This is a genomic window from Ochrobactrum sp. AP1BH01-1, assembly GCF_018066705.1.
GTDB lineage: Bacteria > Pseudomonadota > Alphaproteobacteria > Rhizobiales > Rhizobiaceae > Brucella.
On record NZ_JAGPOU010000002.1, the window covers coordinates 1,052,307 to 1,076,492 of the forward strand.

The window sequence follows — 24,186 nt, forward strand, 5'->3', positions numbered from 1 at the left end:
GGTAAAATCATGCTCAAGCAAAAATTTAGAGCGGGATGTTTTTAAGCTGAACCATCATCCCGCTCTGATCGGCAAAGCTTGAGGATGGTCAAGCCGCGCGGATAACGTTATAGAAACGCTGCACTGAAATTGCCGATGCTTTTTCAGTGCAGCGTTTCCATATGGCACGCCGTATTTTTCAACGTTAGCCGCCGGTCCAGCCGGAGGGCCAAGAGACAAAAAGCGCTTTTGCACGTGAGCCTATTCAAGAAGAAGAACAAGAAGATCGATACGGGCGAAGCCACGCGCGTAATCCGGCGCATGATGTCGGAAAATATCCGCGAATATAAGAAGAACTACATCATCGCCATACTGGCTTCGCTCATCGTCGGCGCATCGAATGGCGCGCTGGCCTATCTGATGAAGCCGATGATCGACAAGATTTTCTACGAACAGAATCTCAATCTCGTCTGGGTCATTTGCGGCACATTGCTGGGCATTTTCATATTGCGCGGCATTTCCGGCTACATACAGGCCGTGGAGCTTGCCAAGATCGGCAACAATCTGGTCGCGCGCTATCAGAAGCGCATTTTCGACCATCTGATGAAACTTGGCCTCGATTTCTACAACGACACCCGCTCCGGCCATCTGGCGGCGCAGATCAACCAGAATGTTTCCGGCATCCGCGATCTTCTCAACATGACGATCTCGTCGATCGCGCGCGACCTCATTTCGCTTATCGGGCTTGTCGGCACGATGTTCTACATGGACCCTGTCCTGTCCGTCGCGATCTTGCTGATCGGACCGCCGCTCATTCTGGCCGTTGCCTATATCTCGCGCCGCATTCGCTCCGTCACTCGCGATCTCGTGCATCTCAATTCCCATCTGCTGGGCGCGATGCAGGAATCGATTCAAGGCATAGCCATCGTCAAGGCCTTTACGATGGAAGACCAGTTGCGCGCCAAGATCGGCAAGCTCATCGATCAGTCGGAAGGCCGCAGCAACAAGATCGCCAAGGTTTCCGAGCGCACGACGCCAATCTCGGAAATGCTGGCCGGTTTTGCCGTAGCAGGCGTGCTGGCCTATAGCGGCTATCGCGCCATTCTCGAACAACAGCCGCCCGGTGCGACCTTCGCCTTCATCACGGCGATGCTGCTTGCCTATGACCCGGCCCGCCGCCTCGCCCGCCTCCAGGTCGGGCTGGAAAAGGCACTTGTCAATGCCCGCATGATCTATGAAGTGCTGGATATAGAGCCGCGCCAGCGCGATCTTCCAGGCGCCGTGGAACTGAAGGCCGGCCCCGGCGAAATCCGCTTCGACGACATTCACTTCTCCTATAACGAGACCGCGCCGGTGCTACATGGCGTCAGCTTTGTCGCCAGAGCTGGCGAAACCACCGCCGTGGTGGGCGCTTCAGGCGCAGGCAAGTCCACGCTCATCAACCTCGTCCAGCGCTTCTACGATCTCGACAGAGGCAAGATCCTGTTCGACGGACAGGATATCGAACAGGTCAAGAAATATTCACTGCGTCACGCCATCGCCTATGTGTCGCAGCAGCCCTACCTGTTTGAAGGCACCATTGCCGACAATATCCGATACGGCCGCCCGGACGCGACGGACGAGGAAATCATCGAGGCGGCGAAACTCGCCCATGCGCATGAATTCATCCTGCAACAGCCGCAGGGCTACGATACGCCGGTCGGCGAAAATGGTGTTACGCTTTCCGGCGGGCAGCGCCAGCGCGTTTCGATTGCCCGCGCCATCGTGCGCAATGCGCCGGTTCTCCTGCTCGATGAGGCGACTTCCGCGCTCGACAACGAATCGGAAAAGCGGGTGCAGCAGGCGCTGGAAGGCATCATGCAGAACCGCACCACAATCGTGATTGCGCACCGCCTTTCCACGGTGGTCAATGCGGATCGCATTGTGGTGATGGAAGCTGGCCGCGTGGTGGAAGAAGGCCGTCACGACGATCTGATCGCCATCCCGAACGGCGTCTATGCGCGCTTCTATCAGTTGCAGAGCGGCAATGGCGATATCATCACCGAAAAGACGGCAGAAGAATTGCGGACAGGAGAACCTCGATGAGCGGAGAAACGCAGAACAGTGAAATGGGCCTTGTCGTCGTCGGCGCCGGTGGCCGCATGGGCCAGACACTGATCCGCACCATCCAGACCATCGAAGGCGCGAAACTCGTCGGCGCCATCGAACGCTCCGGTTCGCCCCTTCTGGGCCGGGATGCGGGCGAAATTGCCGGTATCGGACCGCTCGGCGTAATCATCACCGATGATCCCCTGCCGGTCTTTGCCAAGGCGCAGGGCGTTCTCGATTTCACAAGTCCCGCGGCAAGCGTGGAATTTGCCGGGCTCGCCGCGCAGGCGCGCATCGTGCATGTCATCGGCACAACCGGCTGCTCGGCTGAAGACGAAGAGAAGATCCGCGCGGCTGCCCGCCACGCTACCATCGTCAAATCCGGCAATATGAGCCTCGGCGTCAACCTTCTGTCCGTTCTGGTGCAGAAGGCCGCGCAGGCGCTTGATCCAGAGGATTTCGACATCGAAATTCTCGAGATGCACCACAAGCACAAGGTCGATGCGCCATCCGGAACGGCATTGCTGCTTGGCGAAGCCGCAGCGAAAGGACGCGATATCGCACTGGCGGAAAACAGCGTCCGCGTGCGCGACGGATATACGGGACCGCGTGAAACCGGCTCCATCGGCTTTGCGACATTGCGCGGCGGGTCGGTCATCGGCGATCACTCGGTGATTCTTGCTGGTCCCGGTGAGCGCATTGTTCTCTCGCACCATGCCGAAGACCGTTCGATCTTCGCGCGCGGCGCGGTGAAGGCCGCACTTTGGGCCCATGGCAAAAAGCCCGGTCTCTATTCCATGCTCGATGTTCTCGGGCTGAACGACTGATTTTCTTTATTAACGGAGCGTTGCATATGTCTCGTACTCTCGTCCTGGTCCGCCATGGTCAAAGCGAATGGAACCTCAAGAACCTTTTCACCGGATGGCGCGATCCGGGCCTGACCGAACAGGGCCATGCCGAAGCCAAGGCCGCGGGCCAGCGCCTGAAGGCCGCCGGTCTCAAGTTCGACATCGCTTACACCTCCGCGCTCTCGCGTGCACAGGTGACCTGCCAGCATATCCTTGATGAGCTCGGTCAGTCTGATCTCCAGACAATCCGCGATCAGGCCCTGAACGAGCGCGACTATGGCGACCTGTCCGGTCTCAACAAGGACGACGCCCGCGCCAAGTGGGGCGAGGAACAGGTCCATATCTGGCGCCGTTCCTATGATGTCCCGCCTCCTGGCGGCGAAAGCCTGAAGGACACCGGCGCACGCGTATGGCCGTATTATCTCCACACAGTACAGCCGCATGTGCTACGCGGCGAGACGGTTCTGGTTGCCGCACACGGCAATTCGCTGCGCGCGCTCATCATGGCGCTCGACGGCCTGACGCCGGAGCAGATTCTTAAGCAGGAACTCAACACCGGCGTTCCGGTCATCTACCGGCTCAATGCTGATTCGACCGTTGCCTCGAAGGAAATTCTTGAAGCGTAATCGCTATTTGGCTGTGAATTTATCGGGCGCGTCCGCGCGCCCGACAACCTTTTCAACGCGAAAAAAGCATCGGCTGAAAAAAAGCTGGCTGAATGTCGAAAACGCGATTGACAGAGGCAGGTCGACCCCTTAGATGGGTCCTCGTCGCCCAGATGGCGGAATTGGTAGACGCACCAGCTTCAGGTGCTGGCGCTCGCAAGGGCGTGGAGGTTCGAGTCCTCTTCTGGGCACCATTTCCAAGTCTTCAGACCACTACCAAGGTCCAGAAGCACCCCAAAAAGCCCGCGCAAGCGGGCTTTTTTGTTTCCGGATCAATACCCACCGGCCTCACGCGTTAACCCCGCAATTCCAACAGTACTTGGCAGTCGATGCAGTTTTCTCCTTCCGAACGCGCCGCTTTCTTTGAATTGCTGAAATGGCGGCGCGACGTCCGTCACTTCAGCGACAAAGCCGTAGATGATGGAATCATTGAGGCTTTGCGGGCAGCGATGGATTTAGCTCCATCCGTCGGTAACGCCCGCCCCTGGCGGGTGGTTTCAGTCGAAACCGCTGCGAACCGCGCGGCAGTTCACGACATCTTTCTGAAGGCCAATCGGTCAGCCGCTGAGATCTATGACGACGCGCGGGCAGAGCATTACCGGAACCTGAAACTGGAAGGCATCAGCATTGCTCCGGTGCAGCTTGCCATTTTTACCGAAACCGCACCCGTCGAAGGGCATGGGCTCGGCAGGCAGTCCATGGCCGTTACCCTTGAGCACAGCACGGCAATGGCAGTCCAGAATCTCAATCTGGCGGCAAGATCGTTCGGGCTCGGCGTCGGCATGGTCTCAATTCTCGATCCACGCGCAATGGAAAAACTTTTTCAGGCCCGACCCAGCTGGCGCTTCAGCCTCTATCTGTGCGTCGGTTGGCCAGCCGCCCATGACGATGTGCCGCTTCTCCACAAGAACGGCTGGCAGGAAAACAAGCCAACTGTCTGGCGGCGCGCCTGAGGTTCCCCCAACAGTGCGTTGTCAACAGCCCGACGAACCGTGCCTATTGCGCTGCTCTCGCAATTGGCGGCACAATCCCGCCTGCTGTGCGCAAATATAATAACGGGGAGCAAACATGCGCCGAAAGGGCTTGCTGGAATTTGAAGGAAACAGAACGCTCTATGGCCTGTTTCTGTTCTGTGCAGTCTGCGCCATTGCGGGCAGCGTGTTGAGCTACAATGGCGAGGATTCGGGCTGGCGCTGGCTGCATTATCTGACGAAGCCGACCGCAACCCTGCTGCTGCTCGCAGCCGTCCTTTGCGCCGGGCGCCCCAAATCGAAAACCTACGGCTTTGCCGTCGCATTTGGCCTGGCTTTCGCGGCACTCGGCGATTTTTTCCTGATGCTGCCAGGCGATTATTTCATGGCCGGCCTGATCTGCTTTCTCATCACGCATTGCGCCTATATCTATGCGCTTTGCCGGCATGCGCGCTTTGCCGCACATAAGAGCGGTTTCGTCAGTTTCGCCATCGCCGCCCTTGCCATCATAACGGGCCTGTGGTCGTCACTGCCGACGCCGATGAAAATCCCCGTCATCATCTATGCCGCGGCCCTCGGCATCATGGCAGCACAGGCCATGAGCCGTGCGCTCGGCACAGAGCCGGAAACGCCACAGCGCTACGCCGCCTGGCTTGCGGCCGCAGGCGGTCTTTTCTTCATGGCAAGCGACACGCTGCTTGCCTATGGACGGTTCAGCCTCGACATTCCGCTGAATGGCCTTTGGGTGCTGGCAACCTACTATGCCGCCCAATTCCTCTTTGCCCGCTCGACGGAGGATTTTGCCTATGGCAGTTGAAGAACAATCCTTGCAACTGTCATTTGAGCGTCTGCGTCACGCCTGGCTCGAGAACCGTCCCGCCTACGAGCAGCGTGTGGATGATCTGAAGCGGCTGCGCCACGCGCTTGAAAAGCGGCTCGATGAAATGGCGAAGGCCATCAGCGCGGATTTCGGCAACCGCTCGGTTCACGAAACGCTGCTCGGTGAGGCCAGCGTGGTCTTTGCCGAAATCGATGATGCGCTGCACAACCTCAAGCGCTGGATGAAACCGAAACGTCGCAAGGCCGGATGGAAAATGTGGCCCGCCAAGGCTGAAATCCTCTGTGTCCCGCTCGGTGTGGTGGGGGTCATCGCGCCGTGGAACTACCCCGTCAATCTGGCGCTGGCGCCGCTTGTCGCTGCAATCGCAGCCGGAAATCACGTTTTCCTGAAACCCTCCGAACACACGCCGCGCACGGCGGCATTCCTGCAAAGCCTGCTTGCCGAAGTTTTCCCGGCGGACCGCGTCGCCGTGGCGCTGGGCGATGCGTCGCTTTCCGCGCAGTTCGCATCGCTGCCATTCGACCATCTCTTTTTCACCGGCTCAACGGCTGTCGGGCGCAAGATCATGGCGGCGGCGGCACCGAACCTGACGCCGGTGACGCTGGAGCTTGGCGGCAAGTCGCCGGCCATCGTCAGCGAAAACGCCCACCTCAAACGCGCCGCCCGGGCAATCGCAACGGGAAAATTCTTCAATGCCGGACAAACCTGCATCGCACCGGACTACGTTCTGATCCATCACAGCCAGCGTGATGAATTCGTGAACCTTCTGCGCGCTGAAATACAGGCACGCTACGGCGGTTCATCGGCGGAAAAAGACCGCACCACGATCATCAATGATGCGCAGGAAGCGCGGCTGTCGAAACTGCTGGCCGATGCCAAAGACAGGAGCGAAGCTGTCATTGAACTTCCCGCAGGCTCTGATCGGTCCCGGTCAATGACACCTGCGCTGGTGCTGGAACCTGCCGCCGACAGCGCAATCATGCGGGAGGAGATATTCGGACCGCTTCTGCCGATCGTCAGTTACCGCCTGCTCGACGATGCGATCGGTTTCGTTCTGAAGCTCGACCGTCCGCTGGCGCTTTACTGTTTCAGCGACAACACCGCAGAAATCGAAATGATGCTCAGCCGCATTGTCGCGGGCGGTGTCTGCGTCAACGATACGCTCTACCAATTCGCCTGCCCCAACCTGCCGTTCGGCGGCGTGGGCGCCAGTGGCATGGGCCAGTATCACGGTCATGACGGTTTCCAGACCTTTTCCAAAGCGATGCCGGTCCTGACCAAATATGCCCCGGCGCCGAGCGATCTCATCAAGCCGCCTTATAAGGGGCTCACCGACGGGCTCATCCGCTTCATTGCAAGATGAGGCTTGGAACCCTATGCGCAATCTTTGCATTTAGACAATAAGGTCGCCCAATTGTGTAGGGAACTGCTATTCAAACACGGTTGCGATCTGATTATATATACCGGGTCAGAGGAGCGCCGCACCGGCCCATGCCACGCCGGCCCGTGCCACCCCGACCTATGTCGTAATCTTTCGGAACCGAATACCTGACAGGTGAAAAACGGGTGCTGAAAAAGAAAGAACCAAACCGGATATCGAAGTCCATCCTGACTGCGATCCGGAACAGGCCGGGCTACAGGCCGCTCAACGCCAATATTGCAGGCGGCGACGTCGTCATTGCATCCTACAATGTCCACAAATGCATTGGCATCGACAAGCAGTTCAATCCGCAGCGAACGGCCGAAGTCATCAGCGAGATCGATGCGGACGTGATCGCTCTTCAGGAAGCCGACAGGCGTTTCGGCGAGCGTTCCGGCCTGCTCGATCTTGGCCTGCTTGAGCGCCGTCATGGACTCATTCCCGTTCCCATCACCGCCACAATGCCCAAAGGCCACGGCTGGCACGGCAACGTGCTCCTGTTTCGCGAAGGCATGGTGCGCAATGTGCAACAGCTCAAGCTGCCGGGGGTCGAGCCGCGCGGCGCGCTGGTTGCAGACCTGCAATTTCCCGCGGGCCCCCTTCGTGTCATCGCCGCCCATCTCGGCCTTCTGAAACGCTCCCGCGAGCAACAGGCTGAAAGCATTCTCACCGCCTTGCAGGAGGCCGACACAGTGCCGACCCTGCTGATCGGCGACCTCAACGAATGGCGCGTCGGCAAGCGCTCGTCGCTGGCCGCGCTCATGCCGACATTCAACCACATCGCAACTGCCGTACCGAGCTTTCCTTCGCGATTCCCGGTTTTTGCGCTGGATCGCGTGCTGGGCGCGCCCCACAATCTGGTCACATCGGTTGAAGTGCACAACACGCCGCTGGCGCGTCTGGCATCCGACCACCTGCCGATCAAGGCGCATCTTGATCTCAAATCCGCGACGGAACTGCTGGACGAACTCAGCCCGGAAGTGTTCACCAGCCGGACCGGATAGTACCTATAGGTAAGGCGAACCCAGCCAGATAATCCGGTCGAGAAGACGTTCCAGGAATGGCCGGTTCTTGAGGCGCGCGAGATTGACCTCGCGGCTTTCCTCTATCACCTTGCCAATGCGCTCTTCCACCTGACGCGCCACGTCGCGATCGAGAATCTCCAGATCGACCTCGAAATTCAGCCGCAACGAGCGCGGATCGATATTGGACGATCCGACATAGGACCACGCGCCGTCGATGGTCATCAGCTTGGAGTGGTTGAAGGCACCGCCAGCCCGCCAGATGCGGCAGCCATCCTTCAGCAACTGGTCGAACTGGGCGCGCATGGCGCGGTCCACCAGCTTCAGATTGTTGACCCCCGGCACGACGATATCCACCGATACGCCGCGCCGCGCAGCCGTCACCAGCGCGCTGATCAATTCGCGGTCCGGCAGGAGATAGGGCGTCATGATGAGAATATGCTGCTCGGCAATCGAGAAGGCGCCCATCATCATGCGCTGGTTGGTTTCCAGATTCTTGTCAGGTCCCGATCCAACGACACGCACCAGCGTTCCCGTTCCCGGCGGGTTTTCAGGCGGCGCGATCTTCCATGCTTCCCCGGTCAGAAGCTCGCCGGTCGCAAAGCGCCAGTCTTCGGATGCGATATGAAAGAGATCGGCAATAGCCGGGCCTTCCAGCTTGAAATGCGTATCGAAGGCAACCGCGTCGCCCGCTATCCTTCGCACGAAGCCCGCACGAATATTCATGCCGCCGGTAAAAGCGACCTTGCCGTCGACGATGAGGATTTTGCGGTGGGTGCGCAGATTGGCATAAGGCAGGCGCAGCCCGATGATGATATTGCCGTTGAAAACATCAACGGCGACGCCCTTGTCCTTCAAGAGCTTGACGATGCTCGGAAAGGAATAGCGCGCGCCGACCGCGTCGACCAGAACGCGCACTTCCACGCCGCGCCTGACCGCATCGCCCAGGGCATCGGCGAATACTTCGCCAATCCCGTCCCGGTCGAAAATATAGGTTTCCAGCATGACGCTGCGCTCGGCACGGCCTATGGCATCGAGCATTGCTGCATAAGCTTCGTCACCCGTTTCCAGCATGTCGATGTTGTTGCCGCTGGTGAAGTCATAGAGGCTCACCGCATCGCCCAGTATCTTCATCGCCCCGAACTGACGCCCGAAGGCTGCGCGCACGAGGTCATTCGTCGTATCGAAGTGCGACAGGTGATAAAGCGCGATCCTGCCCATATTGGCGCGCTGGTGGCTGAGCGTGGAACGCCGGATGCGGTTTACGCCCGCAATGGCATAGACAACCGCCCCGACAATGGGGGACAGCACAATCACACCGACCCAGCCGATGGCGGTTCGGACCTCCTCCTTCGTCATGGTCGCATGGATGGCTGCAATCGCTCCGAGAACGATCGACAGGGCAAACAGGATATGCGGCCAGTAGTGGGAAACGAGATCGAACATCACATGAACTTTAAGCGGAAAACGACTGCAATAGCAAAGAGATATAATAGGATATCGTTACGGCGAACAGTGGGAGCGTTGGCGTTAACGCCAGTTGATCGCAAAGCTGGCCAAATCCTCGACATGCTTTATATTGTTCAGGAGGCATGACAATTTGAGGGACGTCTCATGGCAACAGCTCACAATGATTTCGACCGCCCGACCTTTCCAAAGGAACTTTCCAGCAAGTGGGGCTGGTTCGTCGCCCTTGGGGTGGCGCTTCTGATCCTCGGAGGCATCGCTTTCGGCAATCTGGTGCTGGCCACCGTGGTCTCGGTCTACTATGTCGGCCTGATGATGCTGATTGGCGGCATCATTGAAATCATCCATGCATTCGGCGTCAAAAGCTGGGGCAGCTTCTTTTTCTGGCTTCTGAGCGGCCTTCTCTACACGGCGGCCGGCATCGTCGCCTTCGTCAATCCCGTGCTGGCTGCCGGTGTGCTGACCTTCCTTCTGGCGGCAGCACTGCTTGGCTCGGGCGCGTTCCGCATCTGGCTCGGCTTCAAATCGAAACCATCGGCTGGCTGGGGCTGGATCGTCGCAGGCGGCGTCATCACCGTGTTGCTCGGTCTCATCATTGCCGCGCAGTGGCCGGTCAACAGCCTGTTCGTCCTTGGCCTTTTCCTCGCGATAGACCTGATCTTCCAAGGCTGGTCCTTCATCGCCTTCGGCCTTGGCATCAAGAGCAGGTAATGCATAAAAGCATTTAAACTCGACCTTTTGGCAAAGGACTGCTAGATGATCCGCCAATCTTTGCGGCGGTTCATGCTGCCCGTCCCTTTGCCATTACGAGTTTCTTCATGCCCGCTGACAATCCCGTTTCCAAGCGCCGCACATTCGCGATCATCGCGCACCCGGACGCCGGTAAGACCACGCTGACCGAAAAGCTGCTGCTGTTCGGCGGCGCCATCCAGCTTGCCGGTGAGGTGAAGGCCAAGAAAGACCGCATCCAGACCCGCTCCGACTGGATGAATATCGAGCGCGACCGCGGCATTTCCGTCGTCACCTCGGTCATGACCTTTGAATATAAGGACTGCATCTTCAACCTGCTTGACACGCCGGGCCACGAAGATTTCGCAGACGACACCTATCGCACGCTGACCGCAGTGGACAGTGCTGTCATGGTCATCGATGCCGCCAAGGGTATCGAGCCCCGGACGCTCAAGCTGTTCGAAGTCTGCCGCATGCGCGATATTCCGATTGTCACCTTCGTCAACAAGATGGACCGCGAAGCACGCGACCCTCTCGAAATCCTTGACGAGATCGAGGAAAAGCTGGCGCTCGACACCGCGCCGATCACCTGGCCTATCGGCTCGGGCAAGAGCTTTGCAGGCACCTACGACCTGCATAACGACACGCTACGCCGCCAGGACAACGAGGAACAGCCGACCAAGGTCAGCGGCCCGGAAGACGCCGCGAAGCTGCTACCGGAAAACGAACGCGAAGCATGGCTGGAAGGTGTGGAACTGGCACGCGGCGTCTGCCGCCCGTTCGATCTCGCATCCTTCCGGGAAGGTCATATGACGCCGGTTTATTTCGGCTCCGCGCTTAAGAATTACGGCGTACGCGACCTGATCGAGGCTTTCTGCGATTTCGGCCCCTCGCCGCGTGACCAGCAGGCCGATACGCGCATGGTGGCGGCAACCGAAGACAAGATGACCGGCTTCGTGTTCAAGATTCAGGCCAATATGGACCCCAACCACCGTGACCGTATCGCGTTCCTGCGCGTGTGCTCGGGCAAGCTGTCACGTGGCATGAAGGCAAAGCTGGTGCGCACCGGCAAACCGATGAGCCTGTCGGCACCACAATTCTTCTTCGCGCGCTCGCGCCAGATCGCCGACGAAGCCTTCGCGGGCGACGTGGTTGGCATTCCGAACCATGGCACGCTGCGCATCGGCGATACGCTGACCGAGGGCGAGGATATCCTGTTCCGCGGCGTGCCCAACTTCGCGCCGGAAATCCTGCGCCGCGTGCGTCTCGACGACGCCATGAAAGCCAAAAAGCTTCGCGAAGCGCTGCAGCAGATGGCGGAAGAAGGCGTGGTGCAGCTCTTTTTGCCTGACGACGGCTCTCCGGCCATTGTCGGCGTCGTCGGTGCGCTGCAGATCGACGTTCTGACCGAGCGGCTGAAAGTCGAATATTCGCTACCTGTGGGCTTTGAAATGTCGCGCTTCTCGGTCTGCCGGTGGATTTCCGCCGACGATCCGGCTGAGGTCGATCGCTTCATTGCCGCGCATCGCGCCGATATCGCACACGATCTTGACCGTGACCCGGTATTTCTGGCCCAGAATGGCTTCTCGCTCAATTACGAGGCCGAACGCTGGAAAGACATCCGCTTTGCGACTGTCAAGGACTATCAGGTTCGCGGCAAGGCCTGACCATCCGGAGAGAAAATGAACGACCCTATACTGGCTGCGCTCGATCTTCCGCAGGCGCTGCGGCAGCAATTGCGGGACTATCGCAGCCGGCAGGACGAACTAGGCCGCTCCACCGCCAACGTGCATCTGCTCGACCACCCCGAACTGGAACCTCTGGTCCTGAAAGTGGAACCGGAAAGCCCGGTGGGTGAACTTGCCGACGAAGCCGCACGGCTCCGCTGGCTCAAGCAGAAGCACATGCCCTGCCCCGAAGTCCTCGCTTTCGAAGCCGCTCCACAGCGCAGCCTTCTGCTGATGACGCGCCTGCCGGGTCAAGATCTGGCTTCGGCAGTCGGCACGCTCGCGCCTGAGCATATTGTCGATATTCTAGCCGGCGCCCTGAAATCGATGCATGCCATCGACCCGGCTTCCTGTCCGTTCGATCACCGGCTGGAGTTCCGCATCGAAGACGCCCGCAAGCGTGTCGAAGCGGGTGCGGTGGATGAGGACGACTTCGACGAGGAACGCGAAGGACGCACCGCGCAGGGAGTATTCGGAGAACTGCTTCGCCTGAAACCCGAGAGCGAAGATATTGTCGTCACCCATGGCGACGCCTGCCTGCCGAATTTCATGGCCGACAATGGTGCTTTCGCCGGTTTCATCGATTGCGGCAGGCTCGGTCTGGCCGACCGCCATCAGGATCTGGCGCTTGCCTGCTGGAGCATTCGCTACAATCTGGGCGAGGAGTGGGTACAGCCTTTCCTCGAAACCTATGGCGGCCCGGCAATCAATGAAGCGAAGATTTCCTACTACCGTTTGCTGGACGAATTCTTTTAGAGCCCATCCCGAAAAGTGCGAAACGGTTTTCGGGATGGGCTCTAAAACAAAGGATCAGAGCGCCGATCTGATCGAGTCAGATCGACGCTCTAATTGGCGTCTCCTTAACCGTTCGAGACACCGGTCGCACCTCAGGCTGCCGCCGCCGCGGCACCAACCGGGTGCACGGTGCGGAAACCGACCGCCACACGATTCCAGACATTGATCGTATTGATGGCCATGCTCAGCTTCACGATTTCCTCATCGGTGAAATGCGCTTTCAGCGCCTCGTAATCTTCGTCGGGAGCGCGCGTCTGTGCCAACAGCGTCAGGGCTTCAGTCCAGGCCAATGCGGCCCGCTCGCGTGGCGTAAACAGCGGCGATTCGCGCCAGGCCGCCACGAGATAAAGGCGTTCCTCGGTTTCACCGGCCTTGCGGGCATCGCGCGTGTGCATATGGATACAATAGGCGCATCCGTTGATCTGCGACGCACGAATGCGGATGAGTTCGTACAGACTATACTCCAGACCGGCTTCTGATACGGCTTTTTCCAGCTCGAGCATGGCCTGCATGATCTTCGGCGCCAGCTTATAGGGGACGAGTTTCGCTTCCATAATATGTCTCCTTGAGGTTCACGACCTGTCGTCGCTCACCATCAAGACGAAACAGACTTCGCAAATGTGACATGCGCCGAGCGAAAAGATCACCTTTCTGCTTCGAGAAGCCGTTCCGCAATGTTTTCGGCAAGCCTTTCAGCCACTTGCTCCTTGCTCATTTCCGGCCAGTCCTCAATACCGTTGCGGCTCAAGATGCGCACGCGGTTGCGGTCGCCGCCCATCACGCTGCCCTGTCCGGGAACGTGGGACACGTCGTTGGCGACGATCCAGTCCGCGCCCTTCTTTTCGAGCTTGGCTCTCGCATTCTCGGCCACGTCCTGCGTTTCCGCCGCAAAGCCCACCACAAGGCCGGGGCGCTTGTCGCTATGCCCGACGCCAGCCAGAATGTCCGGGTTCTCGACCATGGCAAGCGTCGGAGCGCTTTCACCGGGTTTCTTCTTGATTTTCTGTCCGGCTTCGTTGGCCGTGCGCCAGTCGGCGACGGCTGCGACCATCACTGCGGCATCGGCGGGAAGAAACCCTTCCACTGCTGCCTGCATTTCCCGCGCGCTTTCGACATGCGTGACGTCGACGCCCTCAGGATCGGGGATATTGACCGGGCCGGACACCAGATGCACCTTCGCGCCAAGTCGCGCCAGCGCTGCCGCGATCGCATGACCCTGCTTGCCTGACGAGCGGTTGGCGATATAGCGCACCGGGTCAATCGGCTCATGCGTCGGGCCGGAAGTCATGACGATGGTTTTACCCGCAAGCGGCTTTGGCTGCGGCGAAAGCAGGTTTTCGATTGCCGCGACAATCGCCAGCGGCTCGCTCATGCGGCCCGTTCCGGCTTCGCCGCTTTCCGCCATCTCGCCCTTCTCCGGACCGACGAAACACACACCGTCCTTTTCCAGCGTCAGCCGGTTGCGCCGCGTCGCCGGATTGTCCCACATGGCGGGATTCATGGCCGGAGCTATCAGCACCGGAACCTTGCGAGCCAACAGCACGGCGCTCGCCAGATCATCGGCGAGACCATGCGCCATCTTGGCCATAAGATCGGCGGTGGCAGGGGCAACGACGATCAGGTCCGCATCGCGGGCAAGCCGGATATGTCCGACATCCTGCTCATCCTCGCGCGAAAATAGATCGGTAAAGACATGCTCGGCAGAAACCGCGCCGATGGTCAGCGGCGTCACGAATTGCTGCGCCGCAGCCGTCATGAGCGGGCGTACATGCGCGCCGCGCTCACGCAATCGGCGAATGAGATCCGGTGTCTTGTAGGCGGCGATACCGCCACCGATAATCAGTAGAACGCGCTTGCCCGCAAGCGAAACAGCGATACCAGAAGAAAGGGGAGCAGATTGAGCCGGTTCATCCAATCCCGCCAGAAGAATACGCGCTTCCTCTTCCATGGAGCGCCCGTTTCGGGCTGCCTTGACACGCAGCCGTTCCTTGGCGGCATCATCAAGATTACGGATGGTAATGCTGGCCATTTGATTGCACCTGCCTGTTACAAGTGCAATCATTGAAATCATATTGATGGTGACTTGTCACTTTAAAAGTAAGTCTTAGAGCCAAATGTAAAGCTTGACCGCTATCGCGGCGAGCGAAATTGCAATCACCACCTGCGCAATGCGGCCCCAGCGCGAGTGTCGCGCTTCGGCTCGCCCGATAGCTTCCACCGTCGCCTCGTCAAAACGCAATCCCTTCGCAGCCATATCGTCCAGCGCAACGGAAACACGTTCCACGCGCGCCACAAGTTCCGGCGTCTTGCGCGTGAAATGCAGCAGCGAATAAGCGCTGTCCTTCGCATCGAGAAGCATGCCCTGCGGGCCGAGATTTTTACGGATCCAGTCGCCAACCACCGGTTCCGCCGCCTTCCACATGTTGAAATGCGGGTCGAGCGTGCGCGACACGCCTTCCACAACAACCATGGTCTTCTGAAGCATCAGAAGCTCGGGGCGAGTTTCCATGTCGAAAAGCTCGGTCACTTCGAACAACAATGTCAGAAGCTTGGCCATGGAAATGGTTTCTGCCGGCTGGCCGTGGATCGGCTCGCCAATGGCGCGGATGGCCTGCGCGAAGCTTGCCACATCATGCGTATGCGGAACGTAGCCTGCCTCGAAATGCACTTCGGCCACACGCAGATAATCACGCGTGATGAAGCCATAGAGAATTTCGGCCAGAAAGCGCCGCTGCTGCTTGTTGAGCCGCCCGGTGATGCCAAAGTCCACTGCGACGATGAGCCCCTGCGGATCCACGAACAGATTGCCCGGATGCATATCGGCATGGAAGAAGCCGTCGCGCAGCGTATGGCGCAGGAAGGACTGGATCAGCGTTTCGGCAAGCTTGCGAAGGTCGAAACCCGCGGCTTCAAGCGCGGAAATATCCGACATCTTGATACCGTCGATCCATTCGAGCGTCAGCACGTCACGACCGGTGCGCTCCCAATCCACCTGCGGAACGCGGAAACCTTCATCGCCCTTGATGTTTTCGGCAATTTCGGAAAGCGCTGCCGCCTCAAGACGCAAATCCATTTCGATGCGGGTGGTCTGCTGCAGCGTCTCGACGACCTGGACGGGGCGCAGGCGGCGCGTGAAGGGCACATGGCGCTCCTGCATCCGCGCTACCATGTAGAAACCTTCAAGATCGCGGGCGAAACGCTGGCGGACGCCGGGACGGATGACCTTGACGGCAACTTTCTGGCGCCTTCCGTCCTTCATCACCTCCGCCGGATGCACCTGCGCCATGGAAGCGGCGGCAATAGGCGCGTCGAATTGCAGGTAAAGATCATCGACCTTGCGGCCAAGCGAACCTTCGACAGCAGCAACGGCATCGGCCTGCGGGAAGAAGTCGAGCCTGTCCTGCAAAAGTTCAAGGTCGGCAGCCACATCGCGACCGACAATATCAGGCCGCGTCGCCAGAAATTGTCCGAGTTTTACATAGGAGGGACCGAGCTTGTTCATAGCCCGCGACATGCGCTCGGAGCGCTGCATGTGGCGTGCGCGCGGACGCGCCAGAATACCTGCGATCTTATGCCCGAATGCCGGAAGACCGGACAGCCCCTCGACCGGCAGCGCACTGATCACGCCTTCGCGTGTCAAAATCCATCCAGCCCGCATTAGCCGGAAAGCAGCGGAAAAATTGCTCATGCCCTGACGCCCAAAACCGACCGATGCACGATCAAAGCTTCCAGCCGGAGTGAAGCGCAGCAATGCCGCCGGTGAAATTGCGGTAGCTGACGCGCTCGAAACCGGCTTTCTCGATCATCATGGCAAAGTCCTGCTGCTTCGGGAATTTGCGGATCGATTCGACCAGATAGCTGTAGGAATCCGCATCGCCGGTAATCATCTTGCCGATGCGCGGAATAGCGTGGAACGACCACTGGTCGTAAATCCTGTCGAGAACAGGCAGTTCGACCTCGGAGAATTCAAGGCACAGGAAACGCCCGCCGTGCTTCAGCACGCGATAGGCTTCGGACAGCGCCTTGTCGATATGCGGCACATTGCGGATACCGAAGGCAATCGTATAGGCGTCGAAACTGTTGTCTTCGAAGGGCAATTCCTCGGCATTGGCCTCGACGAATTCGAGATTGTCGGCCAGGCCCTTCTTGATGGCGCGCTCGCGACCGACGCCCAGCATCGAGCCGTTGATGTCGAGAATGGTGACATGCGCCTGTCGACCGGAAGCCTCGACAATGCGGAACGCTATGTCGCCGGTGCCGCCCGCGACATCGAGCGAGGTCCAACCCGGACGTTTCGACGGCGCCAGCCATGCGATCATCGCATCTTTCCAGACGCGGTGCATGCCCGCCGACATGAGATCGTTCATCACGTCATATTTATCGGCGACCTTATGGAAAACGTCGTTGACCAGTCCCTGCTTTTCGTTTTCGTCAACCGCCTTGAAGCCGAATGAATGCTCCATGCCGCCTTGTGCGCCCACGCGGTCCGCATTGCCGTTCTGCTGGCTCATAGCTCATCCTGCTTTTTGAATAGTACGAAAACAATTTCGGTTATGCATATAAAGCTTGTGCCGAACGATACAAGCACAGACGTTTTCCCACTACCCCTTTTGTGATCATGGCTTGCACCGGCGTCGAAAAATGGCCAAAGAGACATAAAACTGTGCGTGCGCGCTCGCCACGCGTTTTCTCCGGCGCAATCTGCCGCTAAAGTCAAAAAGATAACAAGAAAAGTGGAAAGATCATGGGCGTTACAGTCGTCAGCCATCCGCTTGTCCAGCACAAGCTCACCATCATGCGCAAGAAGGAAACGTCCACGGCCAGCTTCCGCCGGCTGCTGAAGGAAATATCGCTGTTGCTCTGCTATGAAGTGACGCGCGATCTCGAACTGACCACCATGCCGATCGAAACACCGCTGATGCCGATGGACGCGCCGGTGCTCGAAGGCAAGAAGCTTGTCTTCGCCTCGATCCTGCGCGCCGGCAACGGCCTTCTGGAAGGCATGCTCGATCTGGTGCCTGCCGCCCGCGTCGCCCATATCGGCCTTTATCGCGATCACGACACGCTGCAGCCGGTCGAATACTACTTCAAGGCGCCGGAAGACATCGTAAACCGCCTCATCATCGTGGTGGACCCGATGCTGGCCACCGGTCATTCTGCAATTGCAGCCATCGACAAGCTGAAGGAACGCGGCGCAACCAATATCCGCTTCCTCTGCCTGCTGGCGGCGCCAGAAGGCATCAAGCGCTTCACCGAAGCCCATCCAGATGTCGATGTGTTCACCGCTTCCATCGATGAGCGCCTCGATGAAAAGGGCTATATCGTTCCCGGTCTCGGCGACGCAGGCGACCGCATGTACGGCACGAAGTAAGCATTAACCCGCGCCTGTTATTATGCCCGGAAACGGGGGAAGCATGGCGCGGGTTTTTACGATCCTTCTGGTATTCGCGGGACTGGCAATAGCCTTCCCGCTTCTGTTTGAAAAATTCGGTCAACAGCCGAATGCTGGTTCAAACACATCCGCGACAGGCTCATCCGCTCCTTCGTCACCCTCCACTGCCTATAGCGGCCGCCGCGCGCAGATCAAGCCGGACAGCCGCGGCCATTTCATCGCGGACGTCAAGATCGCCGGTCAAACCCTTCGCGCCCTGGTGGATACGGGGGCAAGTGTCGTGGCGATCAACGCAAACGCCGCGCGGCGCATCGGCCTGTCGCTCAAACCCGATGATTTCAAATATCGCGTCTCGACCGCCAATGGCGAAACCCTAGCTGCAGCCGCCATTCTGCCTAGCATCGAAATCGGACGAATCCGGGTGGAAGATGTGGAAGCGATGGTCCTACGGGACGACGCGCTGTCCGATACGCTTCTCGGCATGAGTTTTCTGAAGCGTCTGCGCCACTATGAAGTGTCGAATGGTGCGCTTATGCTGTCGCAATGATGTGATAGCGTACTTCCGATGCAGCTCAAAAGCGGTTACATCCACTGACCGTATAGCCACAATACCGATGGAAGCGAGCCATGACACCGGACCAACGCCTGACCGAGCTCGAAATTCGCGTAGCCGAACAGGAAAAGACAATCGACGAATTGTCATCCGTTCTGGCCGAACAATGGAAAACCATCGACCAGCTTTCCAAGAAACTTGGCGCATTGACCGACCGCTTTCTGGAACTGGAAGAGCAGACCGCGCCGGACGTGCCGGTCACCAAACCGCCGCACTGGTAGAACATTATGCTTCAGATCATCCCGCTTGCGGACCGTCCCGATCTCGTAACCGTCTGTGCTGCATGGAACCATGCGGAATGGGGCGAATTTACCGGCTCCACCCTCGAACAGACCGCAAAGGCTTTTCGCGACATCTCCCGTGAAGACGATGGACAGGCGGCGCGTGTCGCGCTCTGGAACGGAGAACCCGCTGGGCTCGTTCTCCTCATTCACAGCGATCTGGAAACGCATCCGCATCTGAAGCCTTGGGTGGCAAGCGTGTTCGTTGCGCCCGGCCATCGCGGCAAAGGCATCGCCAAGGGTCTTGTCGGCGCCATTGAGGATGCGGCCCGGCAACATGGCTATGGAGAAGCCTATCTCTATACCAACAAGCCGGACCTCTACCGGCAGATCGGCTGGAGCGATTTCGAACTGCTCGAGGGCGATTATGCCGGGATGCTGATCATGAAAAAGAAAATCGCGCGGTAAGAACCGCGCGATCTGTTTATTGCAGCCCGCTTATTGTGCCAGCGGGATCGGGCAACTCACGCCGGTTCCACGCAGGCCGCAATAACCGTTCGGATTCTTCGCCAGATATTGCTGGTGATAGTCCTCGGCATAATAGAACTCCGGCGCATCGTCGATTTCGGTCGTGATAGGACCGAGACCGCGTGCGGCCAGCGCCTGTGCGTAGGCTTCACGGCTCTTTTCCGCCACGTCCCGATCAGCCTTGTCGAAAGTATAGATGACCGAACGGTAGGTCGTGCCGATATCGTTGCCCTGCCGCATGCCCTGGGTCGGATCGTGCTCCTCCCAGAAAAGGGTCAGCAACTCGTCCAGGCTCACCACCTTCGGATCATAGACCACCAGCACGACTTCCGCATGACCGGTCAGGCCCGTGCAGGTTTCCTCATAGGTCGGGTTGGGCGTAACGCCACCCGCATAACCGGCAGCCGTCGCATATACGCCCGGCACCTGCCAAAACAGTCGCTCTGCGCCCCAGAAGCAACCCATCCCGAACAGAACCTGTTTATAGCCATCGGGCCAAGGCGCTTTGAGGGGATGACCATTCACGAAATGAGTCGCGGATGTCGGGATCGGGGCCGCGCGCCCGGGCAAAGCCTCATCCGTCGAAGGCATCTGCATCTTCTTGCGATAGCTGTCCAAGAAACTCATGGTCTCCACCTCCTGATTATCGAGCGGTGAAGCGTCCCATAGGGCGCTCCCGACGATGACCGATTGCATAGAATAACAGGGCGAGAATGCCGAAAAGAAGCCAACCCGGCTGCTCAAGCAACGGGACGCAGACGGCATTCCAGGCTCCTGCCCCTATATAGTGCGCCACCATGGTTTCTGCATCGGCCAATGTTTCGGGCGCGTTGCGTGACCACATGGACAAGAGCGGCTTGGCGATAAACTGCGATGCGCCGACGGACCGCGCGCCATCGAGGACTGCGAAAATTACCGCGAAAGCCAGAAAAACAACCGCAAAACTACGCAATACAAATCGGATCACGATTCTCTGCCCCGGATTTCCTACCCTGATATCGGCATCGGTTTTGAGCCCGGCCTACCGATGATTTGTCTTTTTGATGTTGCTAAAGCATAGCACACAGAACCCCTCAGGCTCAAAGCAGGGTTGGAACACAATTATACGATTAAAATAAAATCGAGTAATTTCAGCGGCTTATATTATCCATATCACTCTTTGCACAGGCCCGGCGATTTAGGCGCAAAAACTTTCAAATAGCTGTTGAACATATGCATTTTCTGGCTATATTCGCGCCGCACCCGCTAGTTGGCGCCTGACCAGCGCCTGTTTTGAAAAGCGGTGCCATGTTTGCAGTCAGTTTCACCGTGAGTTACGGTTTCCCGACAGCAAGGCAGACGGAGAGGTGGCCGAGTGGTTGAAGGCGCACGCCTGGAACGCGTGTATACGGGAAACCGTATCGAGGGTTCGAATCCCTCTCTCTCCGCCATATAATTTTCCCTAGCAGAGACGAGTTATCTCCTTGACGATGGGTTAATGCCGCATCCACAACCGAAGCACGAAAAAGCCGGAGGTTTGGGCTCCGGCTTTGGTTTCACTTCAAACCCTCTTCCCTGAGCGCTTTCTGCACCTTCGGGCGGGCGAGCACGCGTTCGCGCAGTTTCAGCGCCTTTGGGTAGGCGCTCAGATCGAGCTTAAGGCCGACACCCCAGCCGATAATGACAGACGCATAGGCATCCGGCTGCGCGAAATCATCGCCAAGCCAGTAGGCGTTCTTGTCCGACAGCATGGCTTCGAACTGCCCCAGACGACGATTGATATTGGCAATGACGCCCGCCTTCGCTTCTTCCGTGAGGGTGGAAGCGAACAGGCCGCTGAAAGCCGCATGCAGATCCGAGCAGAACCCCAGCGCTTCCTGCAGGCGTGCTCGTTCGATCGTGCCATAGGCAGGCTTGAACGCCGCAACGTCGGAATGGTCGCCGATATATTGGAGAATTGCCGCGTTCTGCGTGATGACAGTGCCGGGCTTTACTTCCAGCGCCGGAACCGCGCCACGCGGATTGATCGCGAAATAGTCTTCGCCCTCGGCCGTCTTCTTGGCCTTGATGTCCACGACTTCCAGCTCATAAGGCAGGCCTGCTTCGCTCAGGATGATGTGAGGTGCGAGCGAACAGGCACCAGCCTTGTAATAAAGTTTCATGAAAATCTCCCATCGGTTTCGATGAAAGATATCTATCAAATTCGCCCCGCCCGCAACAAACCGGGGATCACATTTCTTTGTGTGCCCCCGAAATTCGAAAGATCGTCCAATGACGGGCCATTTATCAGAAAAGCGATGCGATCCTGGCAGGCTTTGAGGACTGCATCCTGGTCACGACGACCAGCTTGTTGAACTCCCCGCGCTTGAAGGCGCGCAGGAAGCGCGGATAGTCCTTGAAGACGACGCAGCCGTTGGAATCGCCGCGGCGTCCCAGCATGAAAGTATGCGCCAGAAGGCCATCGCGATTATAGCGGTTGTTGCCATCGACAGGCGTAAGGCGGATCGCCTCGACGCCATGGAACAGCGCCTCGCGCATGCGCAGGTCGTAAGTATGCGGCGGCGTGGGCCCGCGGTTTTTCTGGTTCACATAATGCGGATTGTCGCGCATCGGACCGAGGCCGGAATGCGCCTCCAGACGCTCGCCGCTCGGCAGATAAACAGTGGCTGCGGAAATATCGTAGATGGCAACCTTGCTGCGCGAAGCCTGATTGAGAAGCGGGCTGAACAGGCCGGGGCGCGGCTCCTCGGTTGCGCCGCTTTCCGGCGCATAGGCGAGCTCGGTCTTCTCATGCATGCGGGAACGGCGCAGCGAGGGCTTGGCGCCCGGCAGCGGCACGTCATCAGGCAGGAATGTGTCCACGGGGGCATCACCTTCTGCGGCCATATTCGTTTTCTGGTCCGGAGCGAGCTGTGGAACAGGGACGGCAGTGCCGGAAGGGAGGTGCGCCTGCTTTTCAGCCGCATCCATTTCTTCGGCTTGCGAAAGCGGCTCGATCTTGCTGAAGCTCGCCGTCGCGTCCGACGCTGTGGACATTGGCGCATAGGCAACCACAGTCGTACCGGCAGTCCCCGCAGATTGTTCCGGCCCGGCGCTCGCTACCGCAGGCTCCTCTCGGCGGACGCGATCAGCGCGCAATTCGATGAGAGATGCCGTATCGACAGGCTTGTCCTCGATTACGGAATCAGGACCAATGTCGGCGATGATCGGCGCATCGCTCGTGTCTTTGCTCCGGCGCCAGTCGAGGTTGGAATAGGCAGTATCGGCGGTATAGGCTTCGATGAAGCCTTGCCTGATCCGCCGCGACGGCGCGAGCTTGTGATCAACGACGGCAAGTGCCTGTGGGGCGGTCAGTGAAACACGACGCATGAGCGGAGCAACAGGTGCGAAGGCCGGCACAACCGTCTCCAGCGTACCAAGCGCGGTCATCATCCAGCTTCCGGCCACAAGGCCCGTCGCGGCGAACACCGCAACGCGCGTAAGTCCTGTGAGACCGAATGGAAGCCTGATGCCATTGCTGCGCGGAGCCGCGTAGCCATACACTTCTGTTACACACGCCATGATACAAACCCGAATGGAAAACACTTTCACGGCACCGCCTTGCATGTCAGTCCGGCAAAAAGACGAACAAGACATGGCAAGGCGGTGACTGGAAGGTCATCTCCAGCATGGCCAATTATGGTAACCAAATCCTTTACGGGAGAAAGAAATCCGGTTCGCGGGATTGGATTCAGGCCGTCAGAAGGTGTGCGCCCTGTTTGGCGCTCGGAAACTCCAGCCCCTCCACCGCAACACGGTTGCGGCCACGATGTTTGACCCGCATCAGGGCAAGATCGGCCCTTGCTACAGTTTCCCACAGTGTTTCGCCGCCACGCATCATGGCGATACCGAAGCTGCATGTCAGCTGGCGGCCTGAGGGCAACATGAGAAATTTATGTCGGGCCACGAGCCCGCATAGCCTGTTGCCCAATCTCTCGCACGTTTCGGCATCCCCCCGGACCAGCAGAACAAACTCTTCACCGCCAATACGCCCGACAATCGTTGTCCCGGCTGCGGTGGTTTGCAGGATATGCGCAAACTCGACCAGCACCCGGTCACCGGTTGCGTGGCCCAGCGCATCATTGATCGATTTGAAGTGGTCGATGTCGGCAATGATGATCCCATGGTCACCGCGCGGGACTTCCGCCCGACGCAGGCGTATCTGGCGCTCCAGGCCGCGACGATTGTAAACGCCGGTCAGCGGATCGGTGTCGCGTTCTGCCTGCAATTCCTCTACCACGTCGCTGGCCGTTACCGCCAAAACGACAAGACCGGCAAGCACACCGGCAAAGGAACCCCATACCAGGACCCCTTGCCAATAGCGCGAATCTATCAGTTCGGACGGCCGTGTAATCGCGTCGGAAAGGCCCAGCGCCATTCCAGCCTGCACATAGAAATGTACCGTGAGCAGCAGCAAAGTACCGAACAGCACGCGATCGATCGAGCGCCGGTAGGCAAGGTCGCGCGTCTGAATGCAAAGGACTGTCATCAAGCTGCCCAGGGACAGCTGCACCGCCGGCGCAATCCGCGAATAACCCGCATCGTTTGCGATGAAATAGATCACGGCAACCAGAAAACCAAGCCCGATCAAACCCGACGCAATACGCGAATAACGCCTGCCCATGCGCCTCATCACACCTTCGCAAAACAGCCAGCCACCCAGAAAATGGAGAGCCGTGGTTATCGGTGAAGTCAGGGCAAGGCTGTTCGAGATCAGCGATATGGGAACCAGAAGCCCAAAGGCGAAGCAGGCAAAACTCTGGCCGAAAAGCAATAAATGCGCGCGCTTCCTGTCGAGCGTCCACACGCCTGACATTGTCGCAGCAAACAGCAATACTATAAGCGGCGGCACAAACTTCACG

At 58.7% G+C, this 24,186-nt stretch carries 24 protein-coding genes and 2 tRNA genes; 16 read left to right on the forward strand and 10 right to left on the reverse strand.

Annotated elements, in window-relative coordinates; genetic code table 11:
• Positions 1 to 234: 234 nt before the first annotated feature.
• The 8 genes from J9800_RS10450 to J9800_RS10485 all read left to right on the forward strand — a co-directional run bounded on the left by J9800_RS10450 (position 235) and on the right by J9800_RS10485 (position 7,816).
• Entirely contained in the window at positions 235 to 2,064 is a 1,830-nt protein-coding gene (locus J9800_RS10450; protein WP_114216370.1) for an ABC transporter ATP-binding protein, read from the forward strand.
• A complete protein-coding gene (gene dapB, locus J9800_RS10455; RefSeq protein ID WP_114216165.1) occupies positions 2,061 to 2,894 on the forward strand; it encodes a 4-hydroxy-tetrahydrodipicolinate reductase in 834 nt (277 codons plus the stop codon). The genes J9800_RS10450 and dapB overlap by 4 nt, the downstream gene beginning before the upstream one ends.
• A gap of 26 nt (positions 2,895 to 2,920) precedes the next feature.
• Positions 2,921 to 3,541, forward strand: coding sequence for a 2,3-bisphosphoglycerate-dependent phosphoglycerate mutase (locus J9800_RS10460; RefSeq protein ID WP_112585408.1), 621 nt, complete (start codon positions 2,921 to 2,923; stop codon positions 3,539 to 3,541).
• Positions 3,542 to 3,687: 146 nt separating this feature from the next.
• A tRNA-Leu gene (locus J9800_RS10465) sits at positions 3,688 to 3,774 on the forward strand.
• Between the two features lie 135 nt (positions 3,775 to 3,909).
• Positions 3,910 to 4,533 carry a 5,6-dimethylbenzimidazole synthase gene (bluB, locus tag J9800_RS10470; protein ID WP_114216164.1) on the forward strand — a complete coding sequence of 208 codons (624 nt, stop codon included), beginning with the start codon at positions 3,910 to 3,912 and terminating at the stop codon, positions 4,531 to 4,533.
• 115 nt (positions 4,534 to 4,648) lie between these two features.
• On the forward strand, positions 4,649 to 5,368 hold the full coding sequence (locus J9800_RS10475) for a lysoplasmalogenase (protein ID WP_114216163.1): 720 nt from the start codon (positions 4,649 to 4,651) through the stop codon (positions 5,366 to 5,368).
• A complete protein-coding gene (locus J9800_RS10480) occupies positions 5,358 to 6,755 on the forward strand; it encodes a coniferyl aldehyde dehydrogenase (protein ID WP_114216162.1) in 1,398 nt (465 codons plus the stop codon). Before J9800_RS10475 ends, J9800_RS10480 begins: the two co-directional genes overlap by 11 nt.
• A 203-nt stretch (positions 6,756 to 6,958) precedes the next feature.
• Positions 6,959 to 7,816, forward strand: coding sequence for an endonuclease/exonuclease/phosphatase family protein (locus J9800_RS10485; RefSeq protein ID WP_114216161.1), 858 nt, complete (start codon positions 6,959 to 6,961; stop codon positions 7,814 to 7,816).
• A gap of 3 nt (positions 7,817 to 7,819) precedes the next feature.
• Here the strand turns inward: J9800_RS10485 and cls are convergent, their stop codons facing one another.
• Entirely contained in the window at positions 7,820 to 9,280 is a 1,461-nt protein-coding gene (gene cls, locus J9800_RS10490) for a cardiolipin synthase (protein WP_112585354.1), read from the reverse strand.
• A gap of 168 nt (positions 9,281 to 9,448) precedes the next feature.
• On the opposite strand from cls, the gene J9800_RS10495 reads away from it, so the two are divergent.
• The 3 genes from J9800_RS10495 (at position 9,449) to aph(3')-IId (ending at position 12,513) form a co-directional block, all read left to right on the forward strand.
• On the forward strand, positions 9,449 to 10,012 hold the full coding sequence (locus J9800_RS10495; protein WP_114216160.1) for an HdeD family acid-resistance protein: 564 nt from the start codon (positions 9,449 to 9,451) through the stop codon (positions 10,010 to 10,012).
• Between the two features lie 107 nt (positions 10,013 to 10,119).
• Positions 10,120 to 11,697, forward strand: coding sequence for a peptide chain release factor 3 (locus J9800_RS10500; RefSeq protein ID WP_114216159.1), 1,578 nt, complete (start codon positions 10,120 to 10,122; stop codon positions 11,695 to 11,697).
• Between the two features lie 15 nt (positions 11,698 to 11,712).
• A complete protein-coding gene (gene aph(3')-IId, locus J9800_RS10505; RefSeq protein ID WP_114216158.1) occupies positions 11,713 to 12,513 on the forward strand; it encodes an aminoglycoside O-phosphotransferase APH(3')-IId in 801 nt (266 codons plus the stop codon).
• A 131-nt stretch (positions 12,514 to 12,644) separates the two neighbouring features.
• Here the strand turns inward: aph(3')-IId and J9800_RS10510 are convergent, their stop codons facing one another.
• From J9800_RS10510 to ubiE, 4 genes are all read right to left on the reverse strand, one after another.
• Entirely contained in the window at positions 12,645 to 13,106 is a 462-nt protein-coding gene (locus tag J9800_RS10510; RefSeq protein WP_114216157.1) for a carboxymuconolactone decarboxylase family protein, read from the reverse strand.
• Between the two features lie 89 nt (positions 13,107 to 13,195).
• Entirely contained in the window at positions 13,196 to 14,581 is a 1,386-nt protein-coding gene (gene coaBC / locus J9800_RS10515; RefSeq protein WP_286167572.1) for a bifunctional phosphopantothenoylcysteine decarboxylase/phosphopantothenate--cysteine ligase CoaBC, read from the reverse strand.
• A gap of 75 nt (positions 14,582 to 14,656) precedes the next feature.
• Positions 14,657 to 16,240 (reverse strand): 2-polyprenylphenol 6-hydroxylase, encoded by a 1,584-nt coding sequence (gene ubiB / locus J9800_RS10520; RefSeq protein ID WP_114216156.1) that lies wholly within the window; start codon positions 16,238 to 16,240, stop codon positions 14,657 to 14,659.
• A gap of 31 nt (positions 16,241 to 16,271) precedes the next feature.
• Positions 16,272 to 17,063: a bifunctional demethylmenaquinone methyltransferase/2-methoxy-6-polyprenyl-1,4-benzoquinol methylase UbiE gene (gene ubiE, locus J9800_RS10525; protein WP_114216155.1), complete on the reverse strand. Its 792-nt coding sequence runs from the start codon at positions 17,061 to 17,063 to the stop codon at positions 16,272 to 16,274.
• A gap of 233 nt (positions 17,064 to 17,296) precedes the next feature.
• Here ubiE and upp point away from each other — a divergent pair, with 233 nt between their 5' ends.
• The 4 genes from upp to J9800_RS10545 all read left to right on the forward strand — a co-directional run bounded on the left by upp (position 17,297) and on the right by J9800_RS10545 (position 19,246).
• Complete coding sequence (gene upp, locus J9800_RS10530; RefSeq protein WP_006467614.1) at positions 17,297 to 17,923, forward strand: uracil phosphoribosyltransferase; 627 nt, start codon at positions 17,297 to 17,299, stop codon at positions 17,921 to 17,923.
• 43 nt (positions 17,924 to 17,966) lie between these two features.
• Entirely contained in the window at positions 17,967 to 18,491 is a 525-nt protein-coding gene (locus J9800_RS10535; protein ID WP_114216154.1) for a retropepsin-like aspartic protease family protein, read from the forward strand.
• Between the two features lie 80 nt (positions 18,492 to 18,571).
• Positions 18,572 to 18,778 carry a SlyX family protein gene (locus J9800_RS10540; RefSeq protein ID WP_021587137.1) on the forward strand — a complete coding sequence of 69 codons (207 nt, stop codon included), beginning with the start codon at positions 18,572 to 18,574 and terminating at the stop codon, positions 18,776 to 18,778.
• Positions 18,779 to 18,784: 6 nt separating this feature from the next.
• Complete coding sequence (locus J9800_RS10545) at positions 18,785 to 19,246, forward strand: GNAT family N-acetyltransferase (protein ID WP_114216153.1); 462 nt, start codon at positions 18,785 to 18,787, stop codon at positions 19,244 to 19,246.
• A gap of 30 nt (positions 19,247 to 19,276) precedes the next feature.
• Here the strand turns inward: J9800_RS10545 and msrA are convergent, their stop codons facing one another.
• Entirely contained in the window at positions 19,277 to 19,933 is a 657-nt protein-coding gene (gene msrA, locus J9800_RS10550; protein ID WP_112585334.1) for a peptide-methionine (S)-S-oxide reductase MsrA, read from the reverse strand.
• Positions 19,934 to 19,949: 16 nt separating this feature from the next.
• Positions 19,950 to 20,273, reverse strand: a complete 324-nt coding sequence (locus J9800_RS10555) for a hypothetical protein (protein WP_114216152.1) — start codon at positions 20,271 to 20,273, stop codon at positions 19,950 to 19,952.
• 373 nt (positions 20,274 to 20,646) lie between these two features.
• Here J9800_RS10555 and J9800_RS10560 point away from each other — a divergent pair.
• Positions 20,647 to 20,736 (forward strand) — tRNA-Ser (locus J9800_RS10560).
• Between the two features lie 105 nt (positions 20,737 to 20,841).
• On the opposite strand, the gene gst is transcribed toward J9800_RS10560, so the two are convergent.
• From gst to J9800_RS10575, 3 genes are all read right to left on the reverse strand, one after another.
• Complete coding sequence (gene gst / locus J9800_RS10565; RefSeq protein WP_114216151.1) at positions 20,842 to 21,447, reverse strand: glutathione transferase; 606 nt, start codon at positions 21,445 to 21,447, stop codon at positions 20,842 to 20,844.
• A gap of 124 nt (positions 21,448 to 21,571) precedes the next feature.
• Positions 21,572 to 22,846, reverse strand: coding sequence for a tlde1 domain-containing protein (locus J9800_RS10570; protein ID WP_286191646.1), 1,275 nt, complete (start codon positions 22,844 to 22,846; stop codon positions 21,572 to 21,574).
• Positions 22,847 to 23,015: 169 nt separating this feature from the next.
• Positions 23,016 to 24,185 carry a GGDEF domain-containing protein gene (locus J9800_RS10575; protein ID WP_205315949.1) on the reverse strand — a complete coding sequence of 390 codons (1,170 nt, stop codon included), beginning with the start codon at positions 24,183 to 24,185 and terminating at the stop codon, positions 23,016 to 23,018.
• Position 24,186 lies beyond the last annotated feature (1 nt).

Bases quoted from the DNA above. Each gene is read 5' to 3' on its own strand.
- dapB (WP_114216165.1), top strand. From the start codon at position 2,061: ATGAGCGGAGAAACGCAGAACAGTGAAATGGGCCTTGTCGTCGTCGGC.
- J9800_RS10460 (WP_112585408.1), top strand. From the start codon at position 2,921: ATGTCTCGTACTCTCGTCCTGGTCCGCCATGGTCAAAGCGAATGGAAC.
- bluB (WP_114216164.1), top strand. From the start codon at position 3,910: ATGCAGTTTTCTCCTTCCGAACGCGCCGCTTTCTTTGAATTGCTGAAA.
- J9800_RS10475 (WP_114216163.1), top strand. From the start codon at position 4,649: ATGCGCCGAAAGGGCTTGCTGGAATTTGAAGGAAACAGAACGCTCTAT.
- J9800_RS10480 (WP_114216162.1), top strand. From the start codon at position 5,358: ATGGCAGTTGAAGAACAATCCTTGCAACTGTCATTTGAGCGTCTGCGT.
- cls (WP_112585354.1), bottom strand. From the start codon at position 9,280: ATGTTCGATCTCGTTTCCCACTACTGGCCGCATATCCTGTTTGCCCTG.
- J9800_RS10495 (WP_114216160.1), top strand. From the start codon at position 9,449: ATGGCAACAGCTCACAATGATTTCGACCGCCCGACCTTTCCAAAGGAA.
- J9800_RS10500 (WP_114216159.1), top strand. From the start codon at position 10,120: ATGCCCGCTGACAATCCCGTTTCCAAGCGCCGCACATTCGCGATCATC.
- J9800_RS10510 (WP_114216157.1), bottom strand. From the start codon at position 13,106: ATGGAAGCGAAACTCGTCCCCTATAAGCTGGCGCCGAAGATCATGCAG.
- coaBC (WP_286167572.1), bottom strand. From the start codon at position 14,581: ATGGCCAGCATTACCATCCGTAATCTTGATGATGCCGCCAAGGAACGG.
- ubiB (WP_114216156.1), bottom strand. From the start codon at position 16,240: ATGAGCAATTTTTCCGCTGCTTTCCGGCTAATGCGGGCTGGATGGATT.
- ubiE (WP_114216155.1), bottom strand. From the start codon at position 17,063: ATGAGCCAGCAGAACGGCAATGCGGACCGCGTGGGCGCACAAGGCGGC.
- upp (WP_006467614.1), top strand. From the start codon at position 17,297: ATGGGCGTTACAGTCGTCAGCCATCCGCTTGTCCAGCACAAGCTCACC.
- J9800_RS10535 (WP_114216154.1), top strand. From the start codon at position 17,967: ATGGCGCGGGTTTTTACGATCCTTCTGGTATTCGCGGGACTGGCAATA.
- J9800_RS10540 (WP_021587137.1), top strand. From the start codon at position 18,572: ATGACACCGGACCAACGCCTGACCGAGCTCGAAATTCGCGTAGCCGAA.
- J9800_RS10545 (WP_114216153.1), top strand. From the start codon at position 18,785: ATGCTTCAGATCATCCCGCTTGCGGACCGTCCCGATCTCGTAACCGTC.
- msrA (WP_112585334.1), bottom strand. From the start codon at position 19,933: ATGAGTTTCTTGGACAGCTATCGCAAGAAGATGCAGATGCCTTCGACG.
- gst (WP_114216151.1), bottom strand. From the start codon at position 21,447: ATGAAACTTTATTACAAGGCTGGTGCCTGTTCGCTCGCACCTCACATC.
- J9800_RS10570 (WP_286191646.1), bottom strand. From the start codon at position 22,846: ATGGCGTGTGTAACAGAAGTGTATGGCTACGCGGCTCCGCGCAGCAAT.